Origin of the sequence: Streptomyces sp. NPDC017202 (assembly GCF_044331705.1) — a bacterium.
Taxonomy (GTDB): domain Bacteria; phylum Actinomycetota; class Actinomycetes; order Streptomycetales; family Streptomycetaceae; genus Streptomyces.
Genome location: NZ_JBIRNP010000001.1, coordinates 375387 through 396141, shown reverse-complemented (window position 1 = coordinate 396141; position 20755 = coordinate 375387). Strand labels below are relative to the sequence as shown.

Sequence of the window (20755 nt, the reverse complement as noted above, 5' to 3'; positions counted from 1 at the left end):
CCTTCCGCCGGCCGCCCTTCGGGTGAGGGGCGGGTGACGTGTCAGTTGCCGACTTGTGAATCAGTTTGTCATCTGTCAGTGGCTGTCATTAGCCTCGAACACATGACTAGTCAGACCACCATCGACACGACGGGACCGGCGGACGAGTCGCCCTCCACCCCGTCGGACCAGCCACCGGCCAAGGGGCTGCGCGGCCACCCGTGGTTCACGCTCATCACCGTCGCCGTCGGGGTCATGATGGTGGCCCTCGACGGCACGATCGTGGCCATCGCCAACCCGGCCATCGCCAAGGACCTCGGCGCCACCTTCGCCGAGGTGCAGTGGATCACCAACGCCTACTTCCTCGCCCTCGCGGTCTCCCTCATCACCGCGGGCAAGCTCGGTGACCGCTTCGGCCACCGCCAGACCTTCCTGATAGGCGTCGTCGGCTTCGCCGCCGCCTCCGGCGCGATCGGCCTGTCCGACAGCATCGCCCTCGTCGTCACCTTCCGCGTCCTGCAGGGCCTGTTCGGCGCCCTGCTCATGCCGGCCGCGCTCGGTCTGCTCCGCGCCACCTTCCCGGCCGAGAAGCTCAACATGGCCATCGGCATCTGGGGCATGGTCATCGGCGCCTCCACCGCCGGCGGCCCGATCCTCGGCGGCGTCCTCGTCGAGCACGTCAACTGGCAGTCGGTGTTCTTCATCAACGTGCCCGTCGGCGTCCTCGCCGTCGCCCTGGGCGCGGTGATGCTGCTCGACCACCGCGCCGAGAACGCCCCCCGCTCCTTCGACCTCCTCGGCATCGTGCTGCTCTCCGGCGCGATGTTCTGCCTCGTGTGGGCCCTCATCAAGGCCCCGGAGTGGGGCTGGGGGGACGGCCTGACCTGGACGTTCATCGGCGTCTCCGCGGTGTTGTTCGCGGGCTTCGCCGTCTGGGAGAACTTCGTGGCGGAACCGCTCATTCCGCTGGGCCTGTTCCGTTCGGTGCCGCTGTCCGCCGGTGTCGTCCTCATGGTCATGATGGCCATCGCCTTCATGGGCGGCCTCTTCTTCGTGACGTTCTACCTCCAGAACGTGCACGGCATGAGCCCGATCGACGCCGGCCTGCACCTGCTCCCGCTCACCGGGATGATGATCGTCGGTTCCCCGCTCGCGGGCGCGATGATCACGAAGGTCGGTCCGCGCATCCCGCTGGCCGGCGGCATGGTCTGCGTGGCGGTCGCCATGTTCGGCATGTCCACCCTGGAGAAGGGGACCGGCAGCCTGGCGATGTCCGTCTGGTTCGCCCTGCTGGGCCTCGGCCTCGCCCCCGTCATGGTCGGCGCCACCGAGGTCATCGTCGGCAACGCCCCCATGGAGCTGTCCGGAGTCGCCGGCGGCCTCCAGCAGGCGGCCATGCAGATCGGCGGCAGCCTCGGTACGGCCGTCCTCGGCGCCGTCATGGCCTCCAAGGTCGACAGCGACCTGGCCGGCAACTGGACCGACGCCGGCCTGCCCGCCCTCACCCCGGCCCAGCTGGGCCAGGCCTCCGAGGCGGTCCAGGTGGGTGTGGCCCCGGTGGCGAAGGGCACGCCCCCGGAGATCGCCGCGAAGATCACGGACGTCGCCCACGACACCTTCATCTCCGGGATGAGCCTCGCGTCGCTCGTCGCGGCCGGGGTCGCGGCGGTCGCCGTGTTCGTCGCGCTGCTCACCAAGCGGGGCGAGAACGCGGAGGCGGGCGCCGGGGTCGGTCACATCTGACGGGACCCCGGCCCTGACGGGCCGTCAGCGGGACTCCCTCATCGGGTGACAACCCCGAGGGTCTCTCGTGCCGGGCGCGCGCCGCAGGTCGCAGTGGGTCAAGCCCTCCGCAGGGGAGGGCGGCCGGGGCCGCGGCGCGCCGCCGGAGGGGGGACAGTGCGCCCGCGCCTGTCTCCGGTCACTGCATAACCGGCGTCAGGGGGGTACCCGGACCATCGAAGCAGCCCCAGGATCAAGGGAGTTGACGATGGCGGGCTTTGGACACGGAACGCGCAGGCACCCCCGCTCACGTGGCCGGACGTGGTCAGGGAGCGGGCCGGACAGCGCGACGCTCGGCATCATCGGCCTGGTCTGCGCGGTCGCCGGATTCTTCGCGCTGGGGATCGTCCTCGGCCCCGCGGCGATCGTCTGCGGCTGGTTGGCCATGGGCCGCAGCTGGGCGGGCCCCCGCCCGGTGCCGGCCCTGGTCGCCGTGGTCCTCGGCGCGATCGACACACTGCTCGCGCTGGTGTGGCTGACGGGCGCGGGGCTGACGGGCAACGGACTGCTGTGACGAGGGACAGCGGACCGCTGTGAGGCGAGGGCGCCCGCGGGGGTGTCCTCGCCCCCGCCGTCCCGCCCCGGGCCCCGTGGCCCGCAGACCTCCGCCCCGGTCCGGACGGCTTCCGCCTCCGCCTCCGTTTCCGCCCCGGTCCGGACGGCTTCCGCCTCTGCCCTGGTCCGGACGGCCTCCGCCTCCGGTCCGGACCGTCTCACCCTCAGACGCCGGACGGGCTCTTGTGGCCGGCCGGGTCGGGTGGACGGGACCGCAGGGCCGCCACCTCCGCCCGCAGGGCGCGCACCTCGTCCGTGAGGGTGCGGATCGCCTCCGTGTGCTCGCGTTCCTCCCGGTCGTCCTTCTCGAACCGCTCGATGAACCACGCGGCGATGTTCGCGGTGACCACACCCAGCAGCGCGATCCCGGACAGCATCAGCCCGACGGCGATCATCCGCCCCAGTCCGGTGGTCGGGGAATGATCCCCGTACCCCACGGTCGTCATCGTCGTGAACGCCCACCACAGGGCGTCATCCAGCGTCCGGATGTTCCCTTCCGGGGACTCCCGCTCGACCGACAGCACCGCGAGCGAACCGAAGATCAGCAGCCCCGCCACGGAACCCGCGACGTACGTCGTCAGCCGCACCTGCGAGGCCATCCGCGCGCGCTGCCCCACCAGCAGCAGGGTCGACACCAGCCGCAGCAGCCTGAGCGGCTGGATCAGCGGCAGCAGCACCGCGAACAGGTCCAGCCAGTGGGTGCGGACGAACACCCGGCGCTCCCCGGCCAGCGCCAGCCGGACGGCGTAGTCCGCGGCGAAGGCCGCCCACACCCCCCACTCCGTCCAGGCGCACGCCGACCTCAGCGACGGTCCGGCCGAGGTGTGCACGATGGGCACGGCGTAGGCGACGGCGAACACCACGGCCAGTGCCAGCAGCGGCCGCTGCGTCCGCCGCTCCCACCGGTCCCGCGCGGATTGCTGATCCATGCCCGCATCGTAAAGAACGGACGAGGGCGGCGGAGCCGTCGGCTCCGCCGCCCTCGTCCCTCCGGCCGTGACCGGCGGCTACGCGTCGCCGCCCGCCGCCCCCGGGTCGGCCGACGCCACGTCCAGCAACTGGTACCGGTCGATGGCCTGCTTCAGCGCCGACCGGTCGACCTTGCCCTCCTTGGCCAGCTCGGTCAGCACCGCGAGCACCACCGACTGCGCGTCGATGTGGAAGAAGCGGCGCGCGGCCCCGCGGGTGTCCGCGAAGCCGAAGCCGTCCGCGCCCAGCGACTGGTAGCGCCCCGGCACCCAGCGCGCGATCTGGTCCGGCACCGACCGCATCCAGTCGGAGACCGCCACGAACGGCCCCTGCGCCCCGGTCAGCTTGCGCGTCACGTACGGCACGCGCTGCTCCTCCTCCGGGTGCAGCAGGTTGTGCCGCTCGACCTCGACGGCCTCGCGCCGCAGCTCGTTCCACGAGGTCGCCGACCAGACGTCGGCGCGCACGTCCCACTCCTCGGCGAGGATCCGCTGCGCCTCCACGGCCCAGGGGACGGCCACGCCCGAGGCGAGGATCTGCGCCGGGATCGACCCCGACGTGCCCCGGCTGAAGCGGTGGACGCCCTTGAGGATGCCCTCGACGTCCACGTCCTCCGGCTCGGCCGGGTGCTGGATCGGCTCGTTGTAGACGGTCAGGTAGTAGAAGACGTCCTCGCTGTCCGGGCCGTACATCCGGCGCAGGCCGTCCTGGACGATGTGCGCGATCTCGAAGCCGAACGCCGGGTCGTACGCCACGCAGCCCGGGTTCGTCGAGGCGAGCAGCTGCGAGTGCCCGTCGGCGTGCTGGAGGCCCTCACCGGTCAGCGTCGTACGGCCGGCGGTCGCGCCCAGCACGAAACCGCGCGCCAGCTGGTCCGCCATCTGCCAGAACTGGTCGCCGGTGCGCTGGAAACCGAACATCGAGTAGAAGACGTACACCGGGATCAGCGGCTCGCCGTGCGTGGCGTACGCCGAGCCGGCCGCGATCAGCGAGGCCGTGCAGCCCGCCTCGGAGATGCCGTCGTGCAGCATCTGACCGGTCGGCGACTCCTTGTACGCGAGCAGCAGCTCACGGTCGACCGACTCGTACTGCTGGCCCAGCGGGTTGTAGATCTTCGCACTCGGGAAGAACGAGTCCATGCCGAAGGTGCGGTACTCGTCCGGCGCGATCAGCACGAACCGCCTGCCCAGCTCCTTGTCCCGCATGAGGTCCTTGAGGAGCCGCACGAAGGCCATGGTCGTGGCGATGGACTGCTGGCCGGAGCCCTTCTTCACCGACGCGTACGTCTTGTCGTCGGGCAGCGGCAGCGGCCGGGCGCGCACGACCCGGGTCGGGACGTACCCGCCGAGCCCCTTGCGCCGGTCGTGCATGTACTGGATCTCCTCGGAGTCGCGCCCCGGGTGGTAGTACGGCGGCGCGCCGCCCTCCAGCTCCTTGTCGGAGATGGGCAGGTGGAGCCGGTCGCGGAAGCCCTTGAGGTCGTCGACCGTCAGCTTCTTCATCTGGTGCGTGGCGTTGCGGCCCTCGAAGTTGGGCCCGAGGGTCCAGCCCTTGACCGTCTTCGCCAGGATGACCGTCGGCTGGCCGGTGTGCTCCACGGCCGCCTTGAACGCCGCGTAGATCTTCCGGTGGTCGTGGCCGCCGCGGCCCAGGTGCAGGATCTGGTCGTCGGTCATGCCCTCGACCATCGCGCGCAGCCGGTGGTCGTCGCCGAAGAAGTGGTCCCGGATGTACGCGCCGGACTCGGTGGCGTAGGTCTGGAACTGACCGTCCGGGGTGGTGTTCATCTTGTTGACGAGGATGCCGTCGCGGTCCTGGGCGAGCAGCGGGTCCCAGGTGCGGTCCCAGATCAGCTTGATCACGTTCCAGCCGGCGCCCCGGAAGACCGACTCCAGCTCCTGGATGACCTTGCCGTTGCCGCGCACCGGGCCGTCGAGCCGCTGGAGGTTGCAGTTGACGACGAAGGTCAGGTTGTCCAGGCCCTCGCGGGCGGCGATGGTCAGCTGGCCGAGCGACTCGGGCTCGTCCATCTCGCCGTCGCCGAGGAAGGCCCACACGTGCGACTTCGACGTGTCGGCGATCCCGCGCGCGTGCATGTAGCGGTTCATCCGCGCCTGGTAGATCGCGCCGATCGGCCCGAGGCCCATCGACACGGTCGGGAACTCCCAGAAGTCCGGCATCAGCCGCGGGTGCGGGTACGAGGACAGCCCGTACGGCGCCTTCGACTTCTCCTGGCGGAACGCGTCGAGGTTCTGTTCGCTCAGCCGGTCGAGCATGTACGCGCGCGCGTAGATGCCGGGGGAGGCGTGACCCTGGAAGAAGACCTGGTCGCCGCCGTCGCCCTCGTCCTTGCCGCGGAAGAAGTGGTTGAAGCCCACGTCGTACAGCGAGGCCGAGGAGGCGAACGTGGCGATGTGGCCGCCGACGCCGATGCCGGGCCGCTGCGCGCGCGAGACCATCACGGCCGCGTTCCAGCGGGTCGCGTTGAGGATCCTCCGCTCGATCTCCTCGTTGCCCGGGAAGAACGGCTCGGCCCGCGTGGGGATGGTGTTGACGTAGTCCGTGCTGCGCATCTCGGGCACGGCCACGCGCTTCTCGCGGGCCCGTTCGATCAGGCGCAGCATGAGGTAGCGGGCCCGCTCCCGGCCGCGCTCGTCCACTGCGGCGTCGAGGGAGTCGAGCCACTCCTGGGTTTCCTCGGGATCGAAGTCAGGAACCTGACTCGGAAGGCCGCCAATGATGATCGGGTTGCGATCGGATCCGGAAGCCACGCTGGTCCTTACCTGTCAGAGGGGCTGTGGGGCGGTGGGACTCTGGGGAATGTGCGGCAGGCTGGTGTCCCGTTCGTTCTCCCGTACCTGCACCGCCCCCATCGTGTACCTAGGCGCCGCAAACGTCATCTCTACCCCGAGGTAACCGGCACCTGTCCGAGTCTCGTACCCTTGGATGGTTCTCAAATACGCAAACGGGGCACATAGGTGTGGTGCACGTCACCCATCGTCCTGATCGCGTGCCTGGAGTTGCGGCGACACCGCCAGGATCGTCACCGTTTCGGCGGTCCGAACCGCCGGGTACTTGCGCGATCCGCCCCGCCCGTGTGGACTACGGCCAATGCTTCGCGCACGCGCGTGGCTGAGTTATTCCCGAAACATGATCAGGAGGCAACCCGTGAGCGCGACCGCGGACCACGCGGAGGAGCGGACGAGCCCTGCCGTCAGGCTGGGGTTCCAGCCCGAGCAGGTGGTCCAGGAGATCGGCTACGACGACGACGTCGATCAGGAGCTCCGCGAGTCCATCGAGGAAGTCATCGGCAGCGACCTGGTGGACGAGGACTACGACGACGTTGCCGACGCCGTGGTGCTCTGGTTCCGCGACGATGACGGAGACCTGACGGATGCGCTGGTGGACGCCACCACGTACATCGAAGAAGGCGGCTCGATCCTCCTCCTGACGCCGAAGACCGGCCGGACGGGATACGTGGAACCGAGCGACATCTCCGAAGCCGCGACGACGGCGGGCCTGTCGGCCAGCAAGAGCGTCAGCGTGGGCAAGGACTGGAGCGGCAGCCGGCTGGTGACGCCCAAGGCCGCCAAGTCCAAGAAGTGACCTCGTCCCCCGAAGTGACCTCGTCGAGGTAGCGGAGATCCGCGACGACCTCTCGACGCCCGTGGACGGGCCGATTCCCCATCGGCCCGTCCACCGGTGCGTGGGGGCCGCTGCGTAGGGTGGTTCCCGGCGTTCCGGGCGGGTTCTCACCCGAATGCCGCAACCGGCTCCGGCGAAGCCCCAGGAAAGGGTTCCAGACGATGGCGATCCAGGTCGGCGACAAGGCCCCCGACTTCGAACTCAAGGACAACCACGGCCGCTCCGTGAAGCTGTCCGACTTCCGCGGCAGCAAGAACGTCGTCCTGCTCTTCTACCCCTTCGCCTTCACCGGTGTGTGCACCGGCGAACTGTGCGAGGTCCGCGACAACCTGCCGAAGTTCTCCGAGCGCGACACGCAGGTGCTCGCCGTCTCCAACGACTCCATCCACACGCTGCGCGTCTTCGCCGAGCAGGAAGGCCTGGAGTACCCGCTGCTGAGCGACTTCTGGCCGCACGGCGAGGTCTCCCGCGCCTACGGGGTCTTCGCCGAGGACAAGGGCTGCGCGGTGCGCGGCACCTTCGTCATCGACAAGGAGGGCGTCGTGCGCTGGACCGTCGTCAACGCGCTGCCCGACGCCCGCGACCTCGGCGCCTACGTCTCGGCACTCGACGCGCTCTGATCCCGGTCGCCCTGGTCGGCCCCGGTCGCTTCGGCCGTCCCGCATCCGGTGCCGGGCCGGGGCCGACACCCGGTGATTCTTCGGCTCCAGGGCCTGCGAGGGGCGGGAACCCCTCACTAGGATCGAATCGTTGATCCGATATCCGACGCACGAGGGGCTCCCCGCCCCCGGACACCAATGGAGGACTCGTGGGAGTCAGCCTCAGCAAGGGCGGCAATGTCTCGCTGACCAAGGAGGCCCCGGGCCTGACCGCGGTCATCGTCGGTCTGGGGTGGGACGTACGCACCACGACCGGCACCGACTTCGACCTGGACGCGAGCGCGCTGCTGCTGAACAACTCCGGCAAGGTCGCCAGCGACGCCAACTTCGTCTTCTTCAACAACCTCAAGAGCCCCGACGGCTCCGTCGAGCACACCGGCGACAACATCACCGGTGAGGGCGAGGGCGACGACGAGCAGATCAAGGTCAACCTCGCGGCCGTGCCGGCCGAGGTCGAGAAGATCGTCTTCCCGGTCTCGATCTACGACGCCGAGAACCGCCAGCAGTCCTTCGGCCAGGTGCGCAACGCGTTCATCCGCGTCGTGAACCAGGCCGGCGAGGCGGAGATCGCGCGGTACGACCTGAGCGAGGACGCCTCGACGGAGACCGCCATGGTCTTCGGCGAGCTGTACCGGCACGGCGCGGAGTGGAAGTTCCGGGCCATCGGCCAGGGCTACGCCTCGGGCCTGCGCGGCATCGCGCAGGACTTCGGCGTCAACGTCTGAGCCGATTCCCCTGGGACGCCGTCTCCCACGACCCGACGGCTTCGTCCGGCGCCGCACCGTTCACGGGCGGCGCCGGACGCGCAGGACAACCGAAGAAGCACGACCAAGGGGAGGACCAGCACATGGGCGTCACGCTCGCCAAGGGAGGAAACGTCTCCCTGTCCAAGGTCGCGCCGAACCTCACGCAGGTGATGGTCGGCCTCGGCTGGGACGCGCGCTCCACCACCGGAGCCCCCTTCGACCTGGACGCCAGCGCGCTGCTGTGCACCGGCGGACGGGTCATGGGGGACGAGTGGTTCGTCTTCTACAACCAGCTCACGAGCCCCGACGGCTCGGTGGAGCACACCGGGGACAACCTCACCGGTGAGGGCGACGGCGACGACGAGTCGCTCCTCGTCGACCTCGGCAAGGTGCCCGCCCAGTGCGACAAGATCGTTTTCCCCGTCTCCATCCACCTGGCGGACGAGCGCGGCCAGACCTTCGGCCAGGTCGCCAACGCCTTCATCCGGGTCGTCAACCAGGCCGACGGCCAGGAACTCGCGCGGTACGACCTCAGCGAGGACGCCTCCACCGAAACGGCCATGATCTTCGGCGAGCTCTACCGTCACCAGGGCGAATGGAAGTTCCGTGCGGTGGGCCAGGGGTACGCGTCAGGACTTCGGGGCATCGCTCTAGACTTCGGAGTCAACGTTTCGTAAAGCCGCGTACGGCGCGGGGGAAACCCACCCCCAGGTTTCGCTTGGGGGGACCGGGGCCCAGAGACAGGATTGGGTAACCAGTGGTTCTGAAAACCTTCGGGTGGTCGTTCGCGGTCACCGCGCTCGGCCTCGTCGCAGCGGTGTTCTACGGGGGGTGGACCGCTTTCGGTGTCGTGGCGATCCTGTCCATCCTCGAGATCTCGCTGTCCTTCGACAACGCAGTCGTCAACGCCGGAATCCTGAAGAAGATGAACGCCTTCTGGCAGCGCATCTTCCTCACCGTCGGCGTGCTGATCGCCGTCTTCGGCATGCGGCTGGTCTTCCCCGTCGTCATCGTCGCGATCAGCGCCCAGCTCGGCCCGATCGAGGCCGTCGACCTGGCCCTGACCGACAAGGACCGCTACCAGGAACTGGTCACCGACGCGCACCCCGCGATCGCGGCCTTCGGCGGCATGTTCCTGCTGATGATCTTCCTGGACTTCATCTTCGAGGACCGGGACATCAAGTGGCTCGGCTGGCTGGAGCGCCCGCTGGCCAAGCTGGGCAAGGTCGACATGCTGTCGGTCTGCATCGCCCTGATCGTCCTGCTGGTCTCGGCCCTGACCTTCGCCACCCACGCCCACCAGCACGGCGGCGCACACGTCGACAAGGCCGAGACCGTCCTGCTCTCCGGCATCGCCGGCCTGATCACCTACATGATCGTGGGCGGTCTCTCCGGCTACTTCGAGGACAAGCTCGAGGAAGAGGAGGAACGCGAGCACGAGGAGGAGGAAGAGGCCAAGCGCACCGGGAAGAAGAAGTCCCCGGTCCTCCTGGCCGGACAGGCCGCCTTCTTCATGTTCCTCTACCTCGAGGTCCTGGACGCCTCCTTCTCCTTCGACGGCGTGATCGGCGCCTTCGCCATCACCAACGACATCGTGCTGATGGCCCTCGGCCTCGGCATCGGCGCCATGTACGTCCGGTCGCTCACCGTCTACCTGGTCCGCCAGGGCACCCTCGACGACTACGTCTACCTGGAGCACGGCGCGCACTACGCGATCGGCGCCCTGGCCGTGCTCCTGCTCGTCACCATCCAGTACGAGATCCACGAGGTCATCACGGGCCTCGTCGGCGTCATCCTGATCGCCTGGTCCTTCTGGTCCTCCGTGCGCCGCAACCGGGCGCTGGCGGCGGCCGGGGGAGACGCGGGCTCGGACGAGAAGACCGAGGTCTCGTCCGGAGTGTGATCAGCTTCCCGGTGAGGAACGCTCTGAGCGGGGCGGTCGTCGAGGACGAGTCCTCGGTGCCGTCCCGCCGGTCGTTTCCGGGGGACTGTGCGGTCAGGCGTTTTTCGGGCGTGGAACTTGGGGGCGGTAATGGGCTTCTTCGACGGACTCCGGCCGGGTCGGGCCGCCGACTTCGACTCGGGCAGTGCGGCGAGCAACGCGATAGAGCTGACCAAACGGCACAGCCAGGTCTCGCTCACCAAGCAGGGCGCCGCCACCGGGCACCTGCGCGTCAACCTGGCCTGGCGGATGCGCACCTCCGACTTCGGCGGTTCCCCGCGGGAGAGCCTGCTGCGCCACCCCCTCAAGGCGCTGCGCCCGCCGGAGGTCATCGGACACAGCCAGAGCATGGTCAACGTCGACCTGGACCTGGGCTGCCTGTACGAGCTGGCGGACGGGACCAAGGGCGTCGTCCAGCCGCTCGGCGGCCTGCTCGGCGAGATCAACGCGCCGCCGTACGTGAAGCTGAGCGGTGACGACCGCTTCGGGTCGGCGTCCGGCGAGACGATGTACGTCAACCTGGACCACCGGGACGACATCAAGCGGCTGCTGGTGTTCGTCTACATCTACGACCAGACGCCGGCCTTCGACCGCACGCACGCGGTCGTCACGCTCTACCCGAGCAACGGGCCGCGCATCGAGATAGGCCTCGACGAGCGGCACCCCCAGGCCCGCTCGTGCGCGGTGGTGATGATCGAGAACGTGAAGGGCGAGCTGATGGTCCGGCGCGAGGTGAGGTTCGTGTACGGCTTCCAGGGCGAGCTGGACCGGTTGTACGGATGGGGGCTGCAGTGGGGGCGGGGCTACAAGACGAAGGCGGAACGCTGACTCCCGGCCGCCCCGGCCGCGCGCGGCGCGCACACCGCCCTCACCGCCCTATGAACTGCGGGCCCTGCGGCGGCATGCGGAACTCCCCGGCCGGGGCCGCCCCGGCCGGCTGGGCGTCCGGATAGCCGTACCCGTACGTCGGCAGGGAGGCCGGGTAGCCGTAGGCCGCGGCGGGCTGCTGCGGGACGGCCGTCGTGGGCTGCTCGGGCGGCAGCGGCTGGGAGACGCCGGTCGTGGAACCCGCCCCGTCGGCGGCGGCCTCCTCCGACTCGTCGACGGAGATGCCGAAGTCCGTGGCGAGGCCCTTGAGGCCGTTGGAGTAGCCCTCGCCGAGCGCCCGGAACTTCCACCCCTCCCCGCGGCGGTACAGCTCGCCGCAGATCAGCGCGGTCTCCTCGCCGGTCTCGGGACGGATGTCGAAGGTGGCCAGCGGCTCCCCCTCGGCGGCCGCGTCGTACAGCAGGATGCTGAGGGCCCGTACGCGGTCGAAGGTGGCACCGTCCGCCGAAGCGACCAGCAGAATCTGGCCGACGTCGGACTCGACACCGGCCAGATCCGTCTGGATCGTGTCGGTGAGGCCCTCGGCGCCCTGCTTCTTGCCGAGCCGCCAGACCTTCCCGGAGGGGTGCCGGGGCTGGTTGTAGAAGACGAAGTCCTCGTCGGATCGCACACGACCCTCGGGGCCGAGGAGCAGCGCGGAGGCGTCGACGTCCGGGACCCCCTGCCCGGGTGTCCAGCGCAGCACGGCCCGCACCGTGGTGGTCTTCAGCGGGACGTTCGACCCTTTCAGCATCGCGTGCGTCATGCGCTCATCCTGCCCTCTCGGTTCTGCTCACGACAACGCGGGTACACGGCAACCGGTGGTCCGTGGCGGACGAAGCCGGACCGTGCCGGGTTGTGTCGCTCTGCGTTACCTGGAATTCATGACCGGTGGGAACCCATGACATGGGTCTCTACGTACTATTACCGGCCACCTCTTGCCGAATCCACACGCTCGACCTGCACCACAGGGGAGACATATGCGTCATTTCGGGCACCTTGCCCCTGAGGTGCGGCAGCGCCTGTTCCACCGGGAGCCGTGTGCGTTCGACGCGGACTCGCCGGCCCGGACGCTGTCCGCCGCCCTCGGGGCCACGCTCTACAGTCCGGCCACCCGGCCCCGGCTGGCCGAGGACATCCTGAAGCAGGCCGGGCGTGGCGTGGTGTCCATGGTGCTCTGCCTGGAGGACTCCATCGGCGACGAGGACGTCGTCCGGGGCGAGGAGAACCTCGTCCGCCAGTTCACCGACCTGGCGGCCCGCCCCGACGTGGAGCCGCCGCTGCTGTTCATCCGCGTCCGCACCCCCGAGCAGATCCCGGACCTGGTCCGGCGCCTCGGCCCGGCCGTCCGGCTGCTCAGCGGGTTCGTGTTCCCGAAGTTCACCGAGGAGCGCGGCATCCCCTTCCTGGAGGCCCTGGCCGCCGCCGAGCTGGCGAGCGGCCGGCGGCTGTTCGGCATGCCCGTCCTGGAGACGCCGGAGCTGATGTACCGGGAGTCGCGGGTGGACGCCCTGGAGGGCATCGCCCGCGCCGTCGAGAAGTACCGCAGCCGCGTCCTCGCGCTGCGCCTCGGCGTCACCGACTTCTGCTCCTCGTACGGCCTGCGCCGGGCGCCCGACATGACCGCCTACGACGTCCAGATCGTCGCCTCCGTGATCGCCGACGTGGTGAACATGCTGGGGCGGGCGGACGGCACCGGGTTCACGGTGACCGGGCCGGTGTGGGAGTACTTCCGCGTCCCCGAGCGCATGTTCAAGCCGATGCTGCGGCACAGCCCCTTCCTGGAGGGACAGGCCGTCGAGCTGCGTGAGAAACTCATCGAACACGCGATGGACGGACTGCTGCGCGAGATCTCCCTCGACCACGCCAACGGCCTGCTGGGCAAGACCTGCATCCACCCCTCGCACGTGCCGGCCGTGCACGCCCTGTCCGTGGTCAGCCACGAGGAGTACAGCGACGCGGCCGACATCCTGCGGCCGGAGCGCGGCGGCGGGGGCGTGATGAGGTCGGCGTACACGAACAAGATGAACGAGGTGAAGCCGCACCGGGCCTGGGCCGAGCGGACGATGCTGCGCGCCGAGGTCTTCGGCGTCGCGCACGAGGACGTCAGCTTCGTCGACCTGCTCGCCGCGGGCATACCCGGCTGAACCTCGCCCCACCTCCTCACGACATAGGGACGCATGAACAACGCAGTGAACAACGGGGTCTGGTCCGGGAGCTGGGTCGCCGAGCGGCTCGGCGTCCGGCTCGTGGGCGACGACCGGCTGACCGACCTGCTGGGGCTGGCCCTGCGCCGCAACCCCAAGCGGGCCCACCTGCTCGTCTCCCACGTGCTGGGCAAGCACGTCCCCCAGTCGCCGTCGGTGGTGTACGGCCACGGCCTCGCCCTGGGCCGCCGGGTCGCGGAGCTGCTCGGCGAGGAGGCCGCCGAGGCCGTCGTCCTCGGGTACGCGGAGACGGCCACCGGTCTCGGGCACTCCGTCGCCGACGGCGTCGGCCGGGCGCCCTACCTGCACTCCACCCGGCGCCCCGTCCCCGGCGTCGTCCCGGCGGGCGGCTTCGAGGAGTCCCACTCGCACGCCACCTCCCACCTGCTGCTGCCGGAGGACCCGGCGCTCCTGGTCGGCGACGGCCCGCTGGTCCTCGTCGACGACGAGTTCTCCACCGGCAACACCGTCCTGAACACCATCCGCGACCTGCACGAGCGCTACCCGCGCCGCCGGTACGTCGTCGTCGCCCTCGTCGACATGCGCTCCCCTGCCGACGCGGGACGCCTGGAGGCCTTCGCCCGCGAGATCGACGCCCGCGTCGACCTGGTGACGGCGGCCTCGGGCACGGTCCGGCTCCCGGAAGGGGTGCTGGAGAAGGGCCGGGAACTGGTGGCGCGCCACGAGGCGGACTCGGCGCAGGCGCGGGGCGGCTCGGCCGGGTACGCGGGACCGGCCCCCACCGGCGGGCGCCCGGAGGACGGCCTCATCCGGCCGCGGCTCACCCGCGTCGACCTGCGCTGGCCCCACGGCCTCCCCGACGGCGGCCGCCACGGCTTCACCCCGCAGCACCGCGCCCGGCTCGAGGACGCCCTGCCCGCGATGGCGGCACGGCTCGCCGAGGCCCTTCCCGAGGGCGCGCGCCGCGTGCACGTCCTCGGCTTCGAGGAGCTGATGTACGCGCCGCTGCGGCTGGCCCACGAGCTGGAGCGGGCCACGGCCGCCGAGGTGCGCTTCTCCACCACCACCCGCTCACCGGTCCTCGCGGTCGACGACCCCGGTTACGCGATACGCAACCGGATCGTCTTCCCCGCGCACGACGATCCGGCCGACGGCCCCGGCGAGCGCTACGCCTACAACGTCGCGGACGCCGACTTCGACGCCGTGGTCGCCGTCGTCGACTCCGTCGCCGACACCCCGGCGCTGCACGCCCCCGGCGGCCTCCTCGACCGGCTCGCCGCGCACATCCCGCACGTCGTCCTCGCGGTCGTGCCCAGTTACGTCCCCGAGCCGCTGTACGTACCCGAAAGGCCCGCCATGCTGCCCGACCCCCTTCGTGGTCCCGCCTTCTCCTCGTACGCGCCCGAGGAGGTCGGCTGGCTGCTCCAGGACCTCTCCGACGTGACGCTGGAGGCGCCGACCGAGGAGCGCGAGGAGGCCGTCCAGAGCGGCGGCGCGCACTACGCGGAGTCGCTGCCGGTGGAGTACCAGCCCAGCGAGCAGTACCAGGCGCTGTTCCACACGGCTCTGGAGGCGTCCGCGGCCCGGCTGGCGCAGGCCGTCGGCGCGGTGACGGAACTGGTGATCGCCGAGCGGTCCCCCCGCCCGGTGCTCGTCTCCCTGGCCCGTGCCGGCACCCCGGTGGGCGTGCTGATGCGCCGCTGGGCGCAGCACCGGCACGGCCTGGAGCTGCCGCACTACGCGGTGTCCATCGTCCGCGGCCGGGGCATCGACGCCAACGCGCTGCGCTGGCTGGCCCGGCACCACGACCCGGCGGACGTCGTCTTCGTCGACGGCTGGACCGGCAAGGGCGCGATCACCCGCGAACTGGCGGTGGCCATCGAGGAGTTCGAGGCGGCGGGCGGCGCGGCCGGCTTCGACCCGGAGATCGCGGTGCTGGCCGACCCGGGCTCCTGCGTGCGGACGTACGGCACCCGGGACGACTTCCTGATCCCGTCCGCCTGCCTCAACTCCACCGTGTCCGGCCTGATATCGCGGACCGTGCTGCGCGCCGACCTGGTCGGCCCGGACGACTTCCACGGCGCGAAGTTCTACCGCGAGCTGGCCGGCGCGGACGTGTCGGGCGCCTTCCTGGACGCCGTGGCGGCCCGCTTCCCGGAGGTCGCGGACGCCGTGGACGGGGCGGTGAAGGAGCTGCTGGCCGCCGACCGCGCGCCGACCTGGGAGGGCTGGGCGGCGGTCGAGCGCATCAGCGAGGAGTACGGCATCCACGACGTGAACCTGGTCAAGCCGGGCGTCGGCGAGACCACCCGGGTGCTGCTGCGCCGGGTGCCGTGGAAGATCCTGGCGCGGGCCGGGTCGGGCGCCGACCTGGACCACGTCCGGCTCCTCGCCGACCAGCGCGGGGTCCCGGTGGAGGAGGTCGGCGACCTGCCGTACTCCTGCGTGGGGCTGATCCACCCGCGGTACACGCGCGGCGCGACCGGCGCCGACGGCAAGGCGGTGACCCTCTGATGCCGGTGCTGGTGGCGAGCGACCTCGACCGTACGCTCATCTACTCCGCGGCGGCCCTCGCGCTGACCATGCCGGACCCGCGGGCGCCCCGGCTGCTGTGCGTGGAGGTGCACGAGAGCCGTCCGCTGTCGTACATGACGGAGACGGCGGCGCAGCTGCTGACCGATCTCGGCGACGCGGCGGTGTTCGTGCCGACGACCACCCGGACCCGCAAGCAGTACCAGCGCATCAACCTGCCGGGTCCGCCGCCGGCCTACGCGATCTGCGCGAACGGCGGGCACCTGCTGGTCGACGGGGTCTCCGACCCGGACTGGCAGGCCGTGGTGAGCGCGCGGCTGGCCGACGAGTGCGCGCCGCTCGCGGAGGTGCAGGCGCACCTCGCGGCCTTCGCCGACCCGCTCTGGCTGCGCAAGGAGCGCATCGCCGAGGACCTGTTCGCCTACCTGGTGGTGGAACGCGAGCTGCTGCCCGAGGAGTGGGTGAAGGAGCTGGCGGTCTGGGCGGAGGAGCGCGGCTGGACCGTGTCGCTCCAGGGCCGCAAGATCTACGCCGTGCCCAAGCCGCTGACCAAGAGCGCGGCCGTGCGCGAGGTGGCCCGGCGCACCGGCGCCGAGCTGACGCTGACGGCCGGTGACTCCCTGCTCGACGCCGATCTGCTGCTGGTGTCGGACCGGGGCTGGCGTCCCGGTCACGGCGAACTGCACGAGGCGGCCTGGACGGCACCGCAGGTCACGGCGCTGCCCGAGCGCGGGGTGCTGGCGGGGGAGCGGATCCTGCGGGAGTTCCTGAAGGGCGTCCGCGAGAAGTAGGGCCCGCCGTCCGGATCGGGCCGCGGGACGGCGAACGCCCCCGGGCGTCAGCCGCAGCAGCCCCCGCCGCAACAGCCGCCCCCGCCGCCCGCCTTGGGTGCGGGGGCGGAGACCGTGCCGCCGACGGCTACGGTGGACAGGAGCTTGACCGTGTCGTCGTGACCGGCGGGGCAGTCGGCGGGTGCGGCGGACTCCGCCATCGGACGGCTCAGTTCGAAGGTGTCGCCGCAGGTACGGCAGCGGTACTCGTAGCGAGGCATGCGGACAGATTAATCCCTCTGTGCGGGGAACGGGCTTCCACTGTTTCGACGGTGTTCACTTCTGTCGATTTCTTATGTGGAGAAGTTGCGAAGGGCGCTGGTAATTTGAGGGCGCCGCGATGAACCGCGAGGTTGGGGGAATCAGGGTTTGCTGCCGCCGAGACGGCAACCATGCCGGACCCTCGTACGTCTGTACGTCTGCCTACGCGAGCAACACCTAGTGCGGAGGGAGACATCGTGACCCAGGCGGGGCAGGGGGAGGAGCCCCCGGAGCCGGCCGACGCCACCATGCAGTTGAAGGTTCCCGCCTCTTTCAAGGCGGACGAGACCATGCAACTGCGGGTGCCCCCGGAGGGCATACCGGGCAGTGCGGAGGGACCGGAGACACCCGGCCCGTCCGGTGACTCCTCCCTGTCGGGAGACCGGCGGAAGGGCAGAAAAGCCCCCCGCCCCTCCGTGCGTTCCCGGTTCGCCGCCGCCGTCGGCCCCCGGCTGGCCCCCCTCGTCGCCTTCCTCGCCCCGTACGCGACGCGCCTGACGGCCTTCCTCGCCCCGTACGCGCGCCGGATGCGCCCGCGGTACCCGCGGCCCGGCCGCACCGGCTGGCGCCGCTGGATACCCTCCTGGCGGCAGTCGCTCGGAGGCGTCCTCGCCTCCCTGGGCCTGAGCACCCTCTTCCTGGTCGTCGCCTACGCCGCCACCGACGTCCCGGACAACCTCAACACCTACGCCACCCAGCAGGACAACGTGTACTTCTGGGCCGACGGGACCCCCATGGCCCGCACCGGCTGGGTGCAGCGGCAGGCGATGCCGCTGAAGGACATCCCCGAGGACGTCCGCTGGGCGGTCCTCGCCGCCGAGAACGAGAGCTTCTACAGCGACCCCGGCATCTCCTTCAAGGGCCTCAGCCGCGCCCTGTTCCGCACCGTCGGCCAGGGCGACACCCAGGGCGGCTCCACGATCACCCAGCAGTACGTCAAGAACGTCTACCTCAACCAGAACCAGACGGTCCGGCGCAAGTTCACCGAAGCGATGATCGCCCTCAAGCTCGACAACCAGATGAGCAAGGACGACATCCTGGAGGGCTACCTCAACACCAGCTGGTTCGGCCGCGGCACCTACGGTATCCAGCGCGCCGCCCAGGCCTACTACGGCAAGGACGTCAGCGAGCTGAACGCCAGCGAGGCGGCCTTCCTCGCCGCCCTGCTCAAGGGCGCCGGACTCTACGACCCCACCCTGAGCAGCGCCAACCGCGCCCGTGCCGTGGAACGCTGGACGTGGACCCTGGACCGGATGGTCGTCATCGGCAAACTCTCCCAGGCCGAGCGGGCCCGCTACACGAAGTTCCCCGAGCCGCTCAAGAGCAATCCGCTGTACGACACCGGTGAACAGAGCGACTACCTCGTCGAGCTCGCCTCCCAGTACGCCAAGAAGTCCGCGAAGATCGGCGACAAGGACTTCGACCTGGGCGGCTACCAGATCTACACCACCTTCGAGAAGGACCGCGAGACCCAGCTCACGGACGCCGTCACCAAGGCCCGCCAGAAGGCCGTCAAGGAGGACCCGAAGAACGCGAAGACCGCCCACTACGGCGCCGCCTCGGTGGCCGCCGACGGACGCGTCCTCGCCGTCTACGGCGGCCCCGACCACCGTACCCAGGGCTACAACGAGTCCAACGCCACCACCGTCCCGGCCGGCTCCGCCTTCATGCCCTTCGTCTACGCCGCCGGCCTGGAGCACGGCGTCCACAAGACGCGGGACGGCGAGGCCACCCCGGTCACCGGGGAGTCCGTCTACGACGGCGACGACGGCGTGCCGGTGACCACGCCGGAGGGGCCGTACTGGGACCGCAGCGGCAAGAAGGTCGCCGCCCGCAACGACGGCCACAAGTCCCACGGGCAGATCTCCCTGCACCGGGCGCTGGCCCTGTCGGTGAACACGCCGTTCATGCAGCTCGGCATGGACACCGGCCTGGACAAGGTGCGCGACACCGCGGAGGCGGCCGGACTGCTTCCCTCCAGCCTCGGCGCCCAGGTGCCCGCGCTGTCCCAGGGCAGCTCCACCCCCAGCGCGATCCGCATGGCCAGCGGCTACTCCACCTTCGCCGCGGCCGGCAAGCACACCGAGCCGTACTCCGTGCGGCAGGTCACCCACAACGGCACCAAGGTCCCGATGGCCCTCCCCAGGCCGGTCCGCGCGATCGGCGCCGACACGGCCGAGGAGGTCACCTCCGCCCTCACCGACGCCTTCCGCACCGCCCACCCCGGCGCGGCACCCGAGGGCGCCCAGGTGGCCGGGAAGGCCGGGACCACCCAGGACGACAAGGCAGCCTGGTACGTCGGCACCCACAAGGCCGTCTCCACCGCGGTCGTCGTCTACCGCATCGACCTGGCGAAGAGTCTCGAACCGCTGCCGCTGAAGGGCATCGACGGCACAGCGGACGACAGCGTCCCCTACGGCATCTGGTCCAGAGCCATGAGCCCGCTCGGCTGACCCCAGGCCGCACCGCAGTCCCCGAACCCCTCGAGAATGAGCCGCACATGACGCCACCGTCGGGCCGCCGCCGCAAGACCCGGGCAACGAACCGCCCCGCCGCCGCCCACCCGGGCTTCCTGAGCCTGGCGGCCTTCCTCGTGGTCGCCTCGCTGGTGGCGGGCTACCTGGTGCTCAGCCGCACGGACGACACCGCGCCGACCGCCTCCGCCGGCAAGGGGAGCAGGGCGACCGCGTCACCGGACGAGGAGGAGTGGGACGGCAAGACCAAGGTCCTCGGGGACGGCTCCACCTCGTACACCGGCCCGCAGGAGGGCGGCCTCAAGCCCGTGCCGCTCAAACCCGGTGAGAAACCGCCCCAGTTCGTCGTCTTCTCCTGGGACGGCGCCCTGGCCGGCGACGACGGGCTGTTCACCCACTACCGGGAGCTGGCGCGGGAGTACAACGCGCACATGACCTTCTTCCTCACGGGCATCTACCTGCTGCCCAAGAGCAAGGCCGACCTCTACAGCCCGCCGCAGCACCCCAAGGGGTCCGCGGCGATCAGCTTCCCCACCGACGAACACGTCCGCACCACCCTGGAGGACCTCGCCAAGGCCTGGGAGGAGGGGAACGAGATAGGGACCCACTTCAACGGCCACTTCTGCGGCGCCAAGGGCGGCGGCGACTGGAGCGTCGACGAGTGGAAGAGCGAGATCGACCAGTTCTTCGGCTTCGCCGAGAAGTGGAAGACGAACACCGGCTACACCGACATGGACCCGCTGCCCTTCGACTTCAAGAAGGAGGTGGTCGGCGGCCGCGCCCCCTGCCTGGAGGGCCAGGCCAACCTGCTGAAGGCCGCCAAGAGCTACGGCTGGCGCTACGACGCCAGCTCGGCCGGCGACTTCCAGATCTGGCCCGCGAAGAAGAACGGCATCTGGGACTTCCCCCTCCAGATGCTCCCCTACGAGGGCGGCAAGTACCAGGGCCTGTCCATGGACTTCAACTTCCTCTACAACCAGTCCGAGGGCGAGACCGAGGGCGACCCCGCCCAGTACCCGAAGTGGCAGCAGGAGACCCTCGACACCTACCTGGCCGGCTTCAACCGCGTCTACTACGGCAGCCGGGCCCCGCTGTTCATCGGCAACCACTTCGAGGAGTGGAACGGCGGCATCTACATGAAGGCCGTCGACGAGGTCATCAAGACCGTGTGCGTGAAGAAGGACGTCAAGTGCGTCTCCTTCAAGGAGCTGGCCGACTGGATGGACGTGCAGACGCCCGCCACCCTGGAGCGGCTGCGCACCCTCGACCCCGCCCAGTCGCCGGACTGGTCGACCGTCGTCCAGTAACCGGGTTGACACGGGACGCCGTTGTGCAGTGACGGTCCT

At 70.4% G+C, this 20755-nt stretch carries 17 protein-coding genes; 13 read left to right on the top strand and 4 right to left on the bottom strand.

The genetic code is table 11. The annotated features are described in order from the left end of the window. Window positions 1-102: 102 nt before the first annotated feature. Together ACH4N1_RS01640 and ACH4N1_RS01635 are read left to right on the top strand one after the other, a co-directional pair. Entirely contained in the window at window positions 103-1722 is a 1620-nt protein-coding gene (locus ACH4N1_RS01640) for an MFS transporter (RefSeq protein WP_398093721.1), read from the top strand. Window positions 1723-1969: 247 nt separating this feature from the next. Next, a complete protein-coding gene (locus ACH4N1_RS01635) occupies window positions 1970-2275 on the top strand; it encodes a small hydrophobic protein (protein ID WP_398093720.1) in 306 nt (101 codons plus the stop codon). 205 nt (window positions 2276-2480) lie between these two features. On the opposite strand, the gene ACH4N1_RS01630 is transcribed toward ACH4N1_RS01635, so the two are convergent. Together ACH4N1_RS01630 and aceE are read right to left on the bottom strand one after the other, a co-directional pair. Beyond that, a complete protein-coding gene (locus ACH4N1_RS01630; RefSeq protein WP_398093719.1) occupies window positions 2481-3245 on the bottom strand; it encodes a potassium channel family protein in 765 nt (254 codons plus the stop codon). Between the two features lie 78 nt (window positions 3246-3323). Next, on the bottom strand, window positions 3324-6056 hold the full coding sequence (aceE, locus tag ACH4N1_RS01625; protein ID WP_398093717.1) for a pyruvate dehydrogenase (acetyl-transferring), homodimeric type: 2733 nt from the start codon (window positions 6054-6056) through the stop codon (window positions 3324-3326). A 397-nt stretch (window positions 6057-6453) separates the two neighbouring features. On the opposite strand from aceE, the gene ACH4N1_RS01620 reads away from it, so the two are divergent. The 6 genes from ACH4N1_RS01620 to ACH4N1_RS01595 all read left to right on the top strand — a co-directional run bounded on the left by ACH4N1_RS01620 (window position 6454) and on the right by ACH4N1_RS01595 (window position 11105). After that, window positions 6454-6891, top strand: coding sequence for a DUF3052 domain-containing protein (locus tag ACH4N1_RS01620; RefSeq protein ID WP_057583034.1), 438 nt, complete (start codon window positions 6454-6456; stop codon window positions 6889-6891). Window positions 6892-7091: 200 nt separating this feature from the next. Beyond that, on the top strand, window positions 7092-7550 hold the full coding sequence (locus ACH4N1_RS01615; protein ID WP_382790169.1) for a peroxiredoxin: 459 nt from the start codon (window positions 7092-7094) through the stop codon (window positions 7548-7550). A gap of 188 nt (window positions 7551-7738) precedes the next feature. Continuing rightward, window positions 7739-8314 (top strand): calcium homeostasis/redox stress adaptation protein, encoded by a 576-nt coding sequence (locus ACH4N1_RS01610; RefSeq protein WP_389324771.1) that lies wholly within the window; start codon window positions 7739-7741, stop codon window positions 8312-8314. Between the two features lie 122 nt (window positions 8315-8436). Continuing rightward, a complete protein-coding gene (locus tag ACH4N1_RS01605) occupies window positions 8437-9012 on the top strand; it encodes a TerD family protein (RefSeq protein WP_398093714.1) in 576 nt (191 codons plus the stop codon). A gap of 80 nt (window positions 9013-9092) precedes the next feature. Then, complete coding sequence (locus ACH4N1_RS01600) at window positions 9093-10238, top strand: DUF475 domain-containing protein (RefSeq protein WP_398093712.1); 1146 nt, start codon at window positions 9093-9095, stop codon at window positions 10236-10238. A 129-nt stretch (window positions 10239-10367) separates the two neighbouring features. Then, entirely contained in the window at window positions 10368-11105 is a 738-nt protein-coding gene (locus ACH4N1_RS01595) for a Tellurium resistance (protein WP_398093711.1), read from the top strand. A gap of 40 nt (window positions 11106-11145) precedes the next feature. Here the strand turns inward: ACH4N1_RS01595 and ACH4N1_RS01590 are convergent, their stop codons facing one another. Next, entirely contained in the window at window positions 11146-11910 is a 765-nt protein-coding gene (locus tag ACH4N1_RS01590; RefSeq protein ID WP_398093710.1) for a TerD family protein, read from the bottom strand. Between the two features lie 214 nt (window positions 11911-12124). Between ACH4N1_RS01590 and ACH4N1_RS01585 the strand changes: the two genes are divergently transcribed. Genes ACH4N1_RS01585 through ACH4N1_RS01575 form a run of 3 tightly spaced genes read left to right on the top strand, consistent with a single transcriptional unit; the run spans window position 12125 to window position 16635 of the window. Beyond that, on the top strand, window positions 12125-13291 hold the full coding sequence (locus ACH4N1_RS01585; RefSeq protein WP_398093709.1) for an HpcH/HpaI aldolase/citrate lyase family protein: 1167 nt from the start codon (window positions 12125-12127) through the stop codon (window positions 13289-13291). A gap of 33 nt (window positions 13292-13324) precedes the next feature. After that, entirely contained in the window at window positions 13325-15826 is a 2502-nt protein-coding gene (locus ACH4N1_RS01580; RefSeq protein ID WP_398093708.1) for a phosphoribosyltransferase, read from the top strand. Continuing rightward, window positions 15826-16635, top strand: coding sequence for an HAD family hydrolase (locus ACH4N1_RS01575; RefSeq protein WP_398093707.1), 810 nt, complete (start codon window positions 15826-15828; stop codon window positions 16633-16635). The genes ACH4N1_RS01580 and ACH4N1_RS01575 overlap by 1 nt, the downstream gene beginning before the upstream one ends. A 47-nt stretch (window positions 16636-16682) precedes the next feature. On the opposite strand, the gene ACH4N1_RS01570 is transcribed toward ACH4N1_RS01575, so the two are convergent. Further along, on the bottom strand, window positions 16683-16895 hold the full coding sequence (locus ACH4N1_RS01570; RefSeq protein ID WP_356559505.1) for a zinc ribbon domain-containing protein: 213 nt from the start codon (window positions 16893-16895) through the stop codon (window positions 16683-16685). A 288-nt stretch (window positions 16896-17183) separates the two neighbouring features. On the opposite strand from ACH4N1_RS01570, the gene ACH4N1_RS01565 reads away from it, so the two are divergent. Together ACH4N1_RS01565 and ACH4N1_RS01560 are read left to right on the top strand one after the other, a co-directional pair. After that, complete coding sequence (locus ACH4N1_RS01565) at window positions 17184-19388, top strand: transglycosylase domain-containing protein (RefSeq protein ID WP_398094383.1); 2205 nt, start codon at window positions 17184-17186, stop codon at window positions 19386-19388. Between the two features lie 47 nt (window positions 19389-19435). Next, the gene (locus ACH4N1_RS01560; RefSeq protein ID WP_398093705.1) at window positions 19436-20716 is read left to right on the top strand and encodes a hypothetical protein; all 1281 of its coding nucleotides are present in this window, start codon (window positions 19436-19438) and stop codon (window positions 20714-20716) included. Window positions 20717-20755 lie beyond the last annotated feature (39 nt).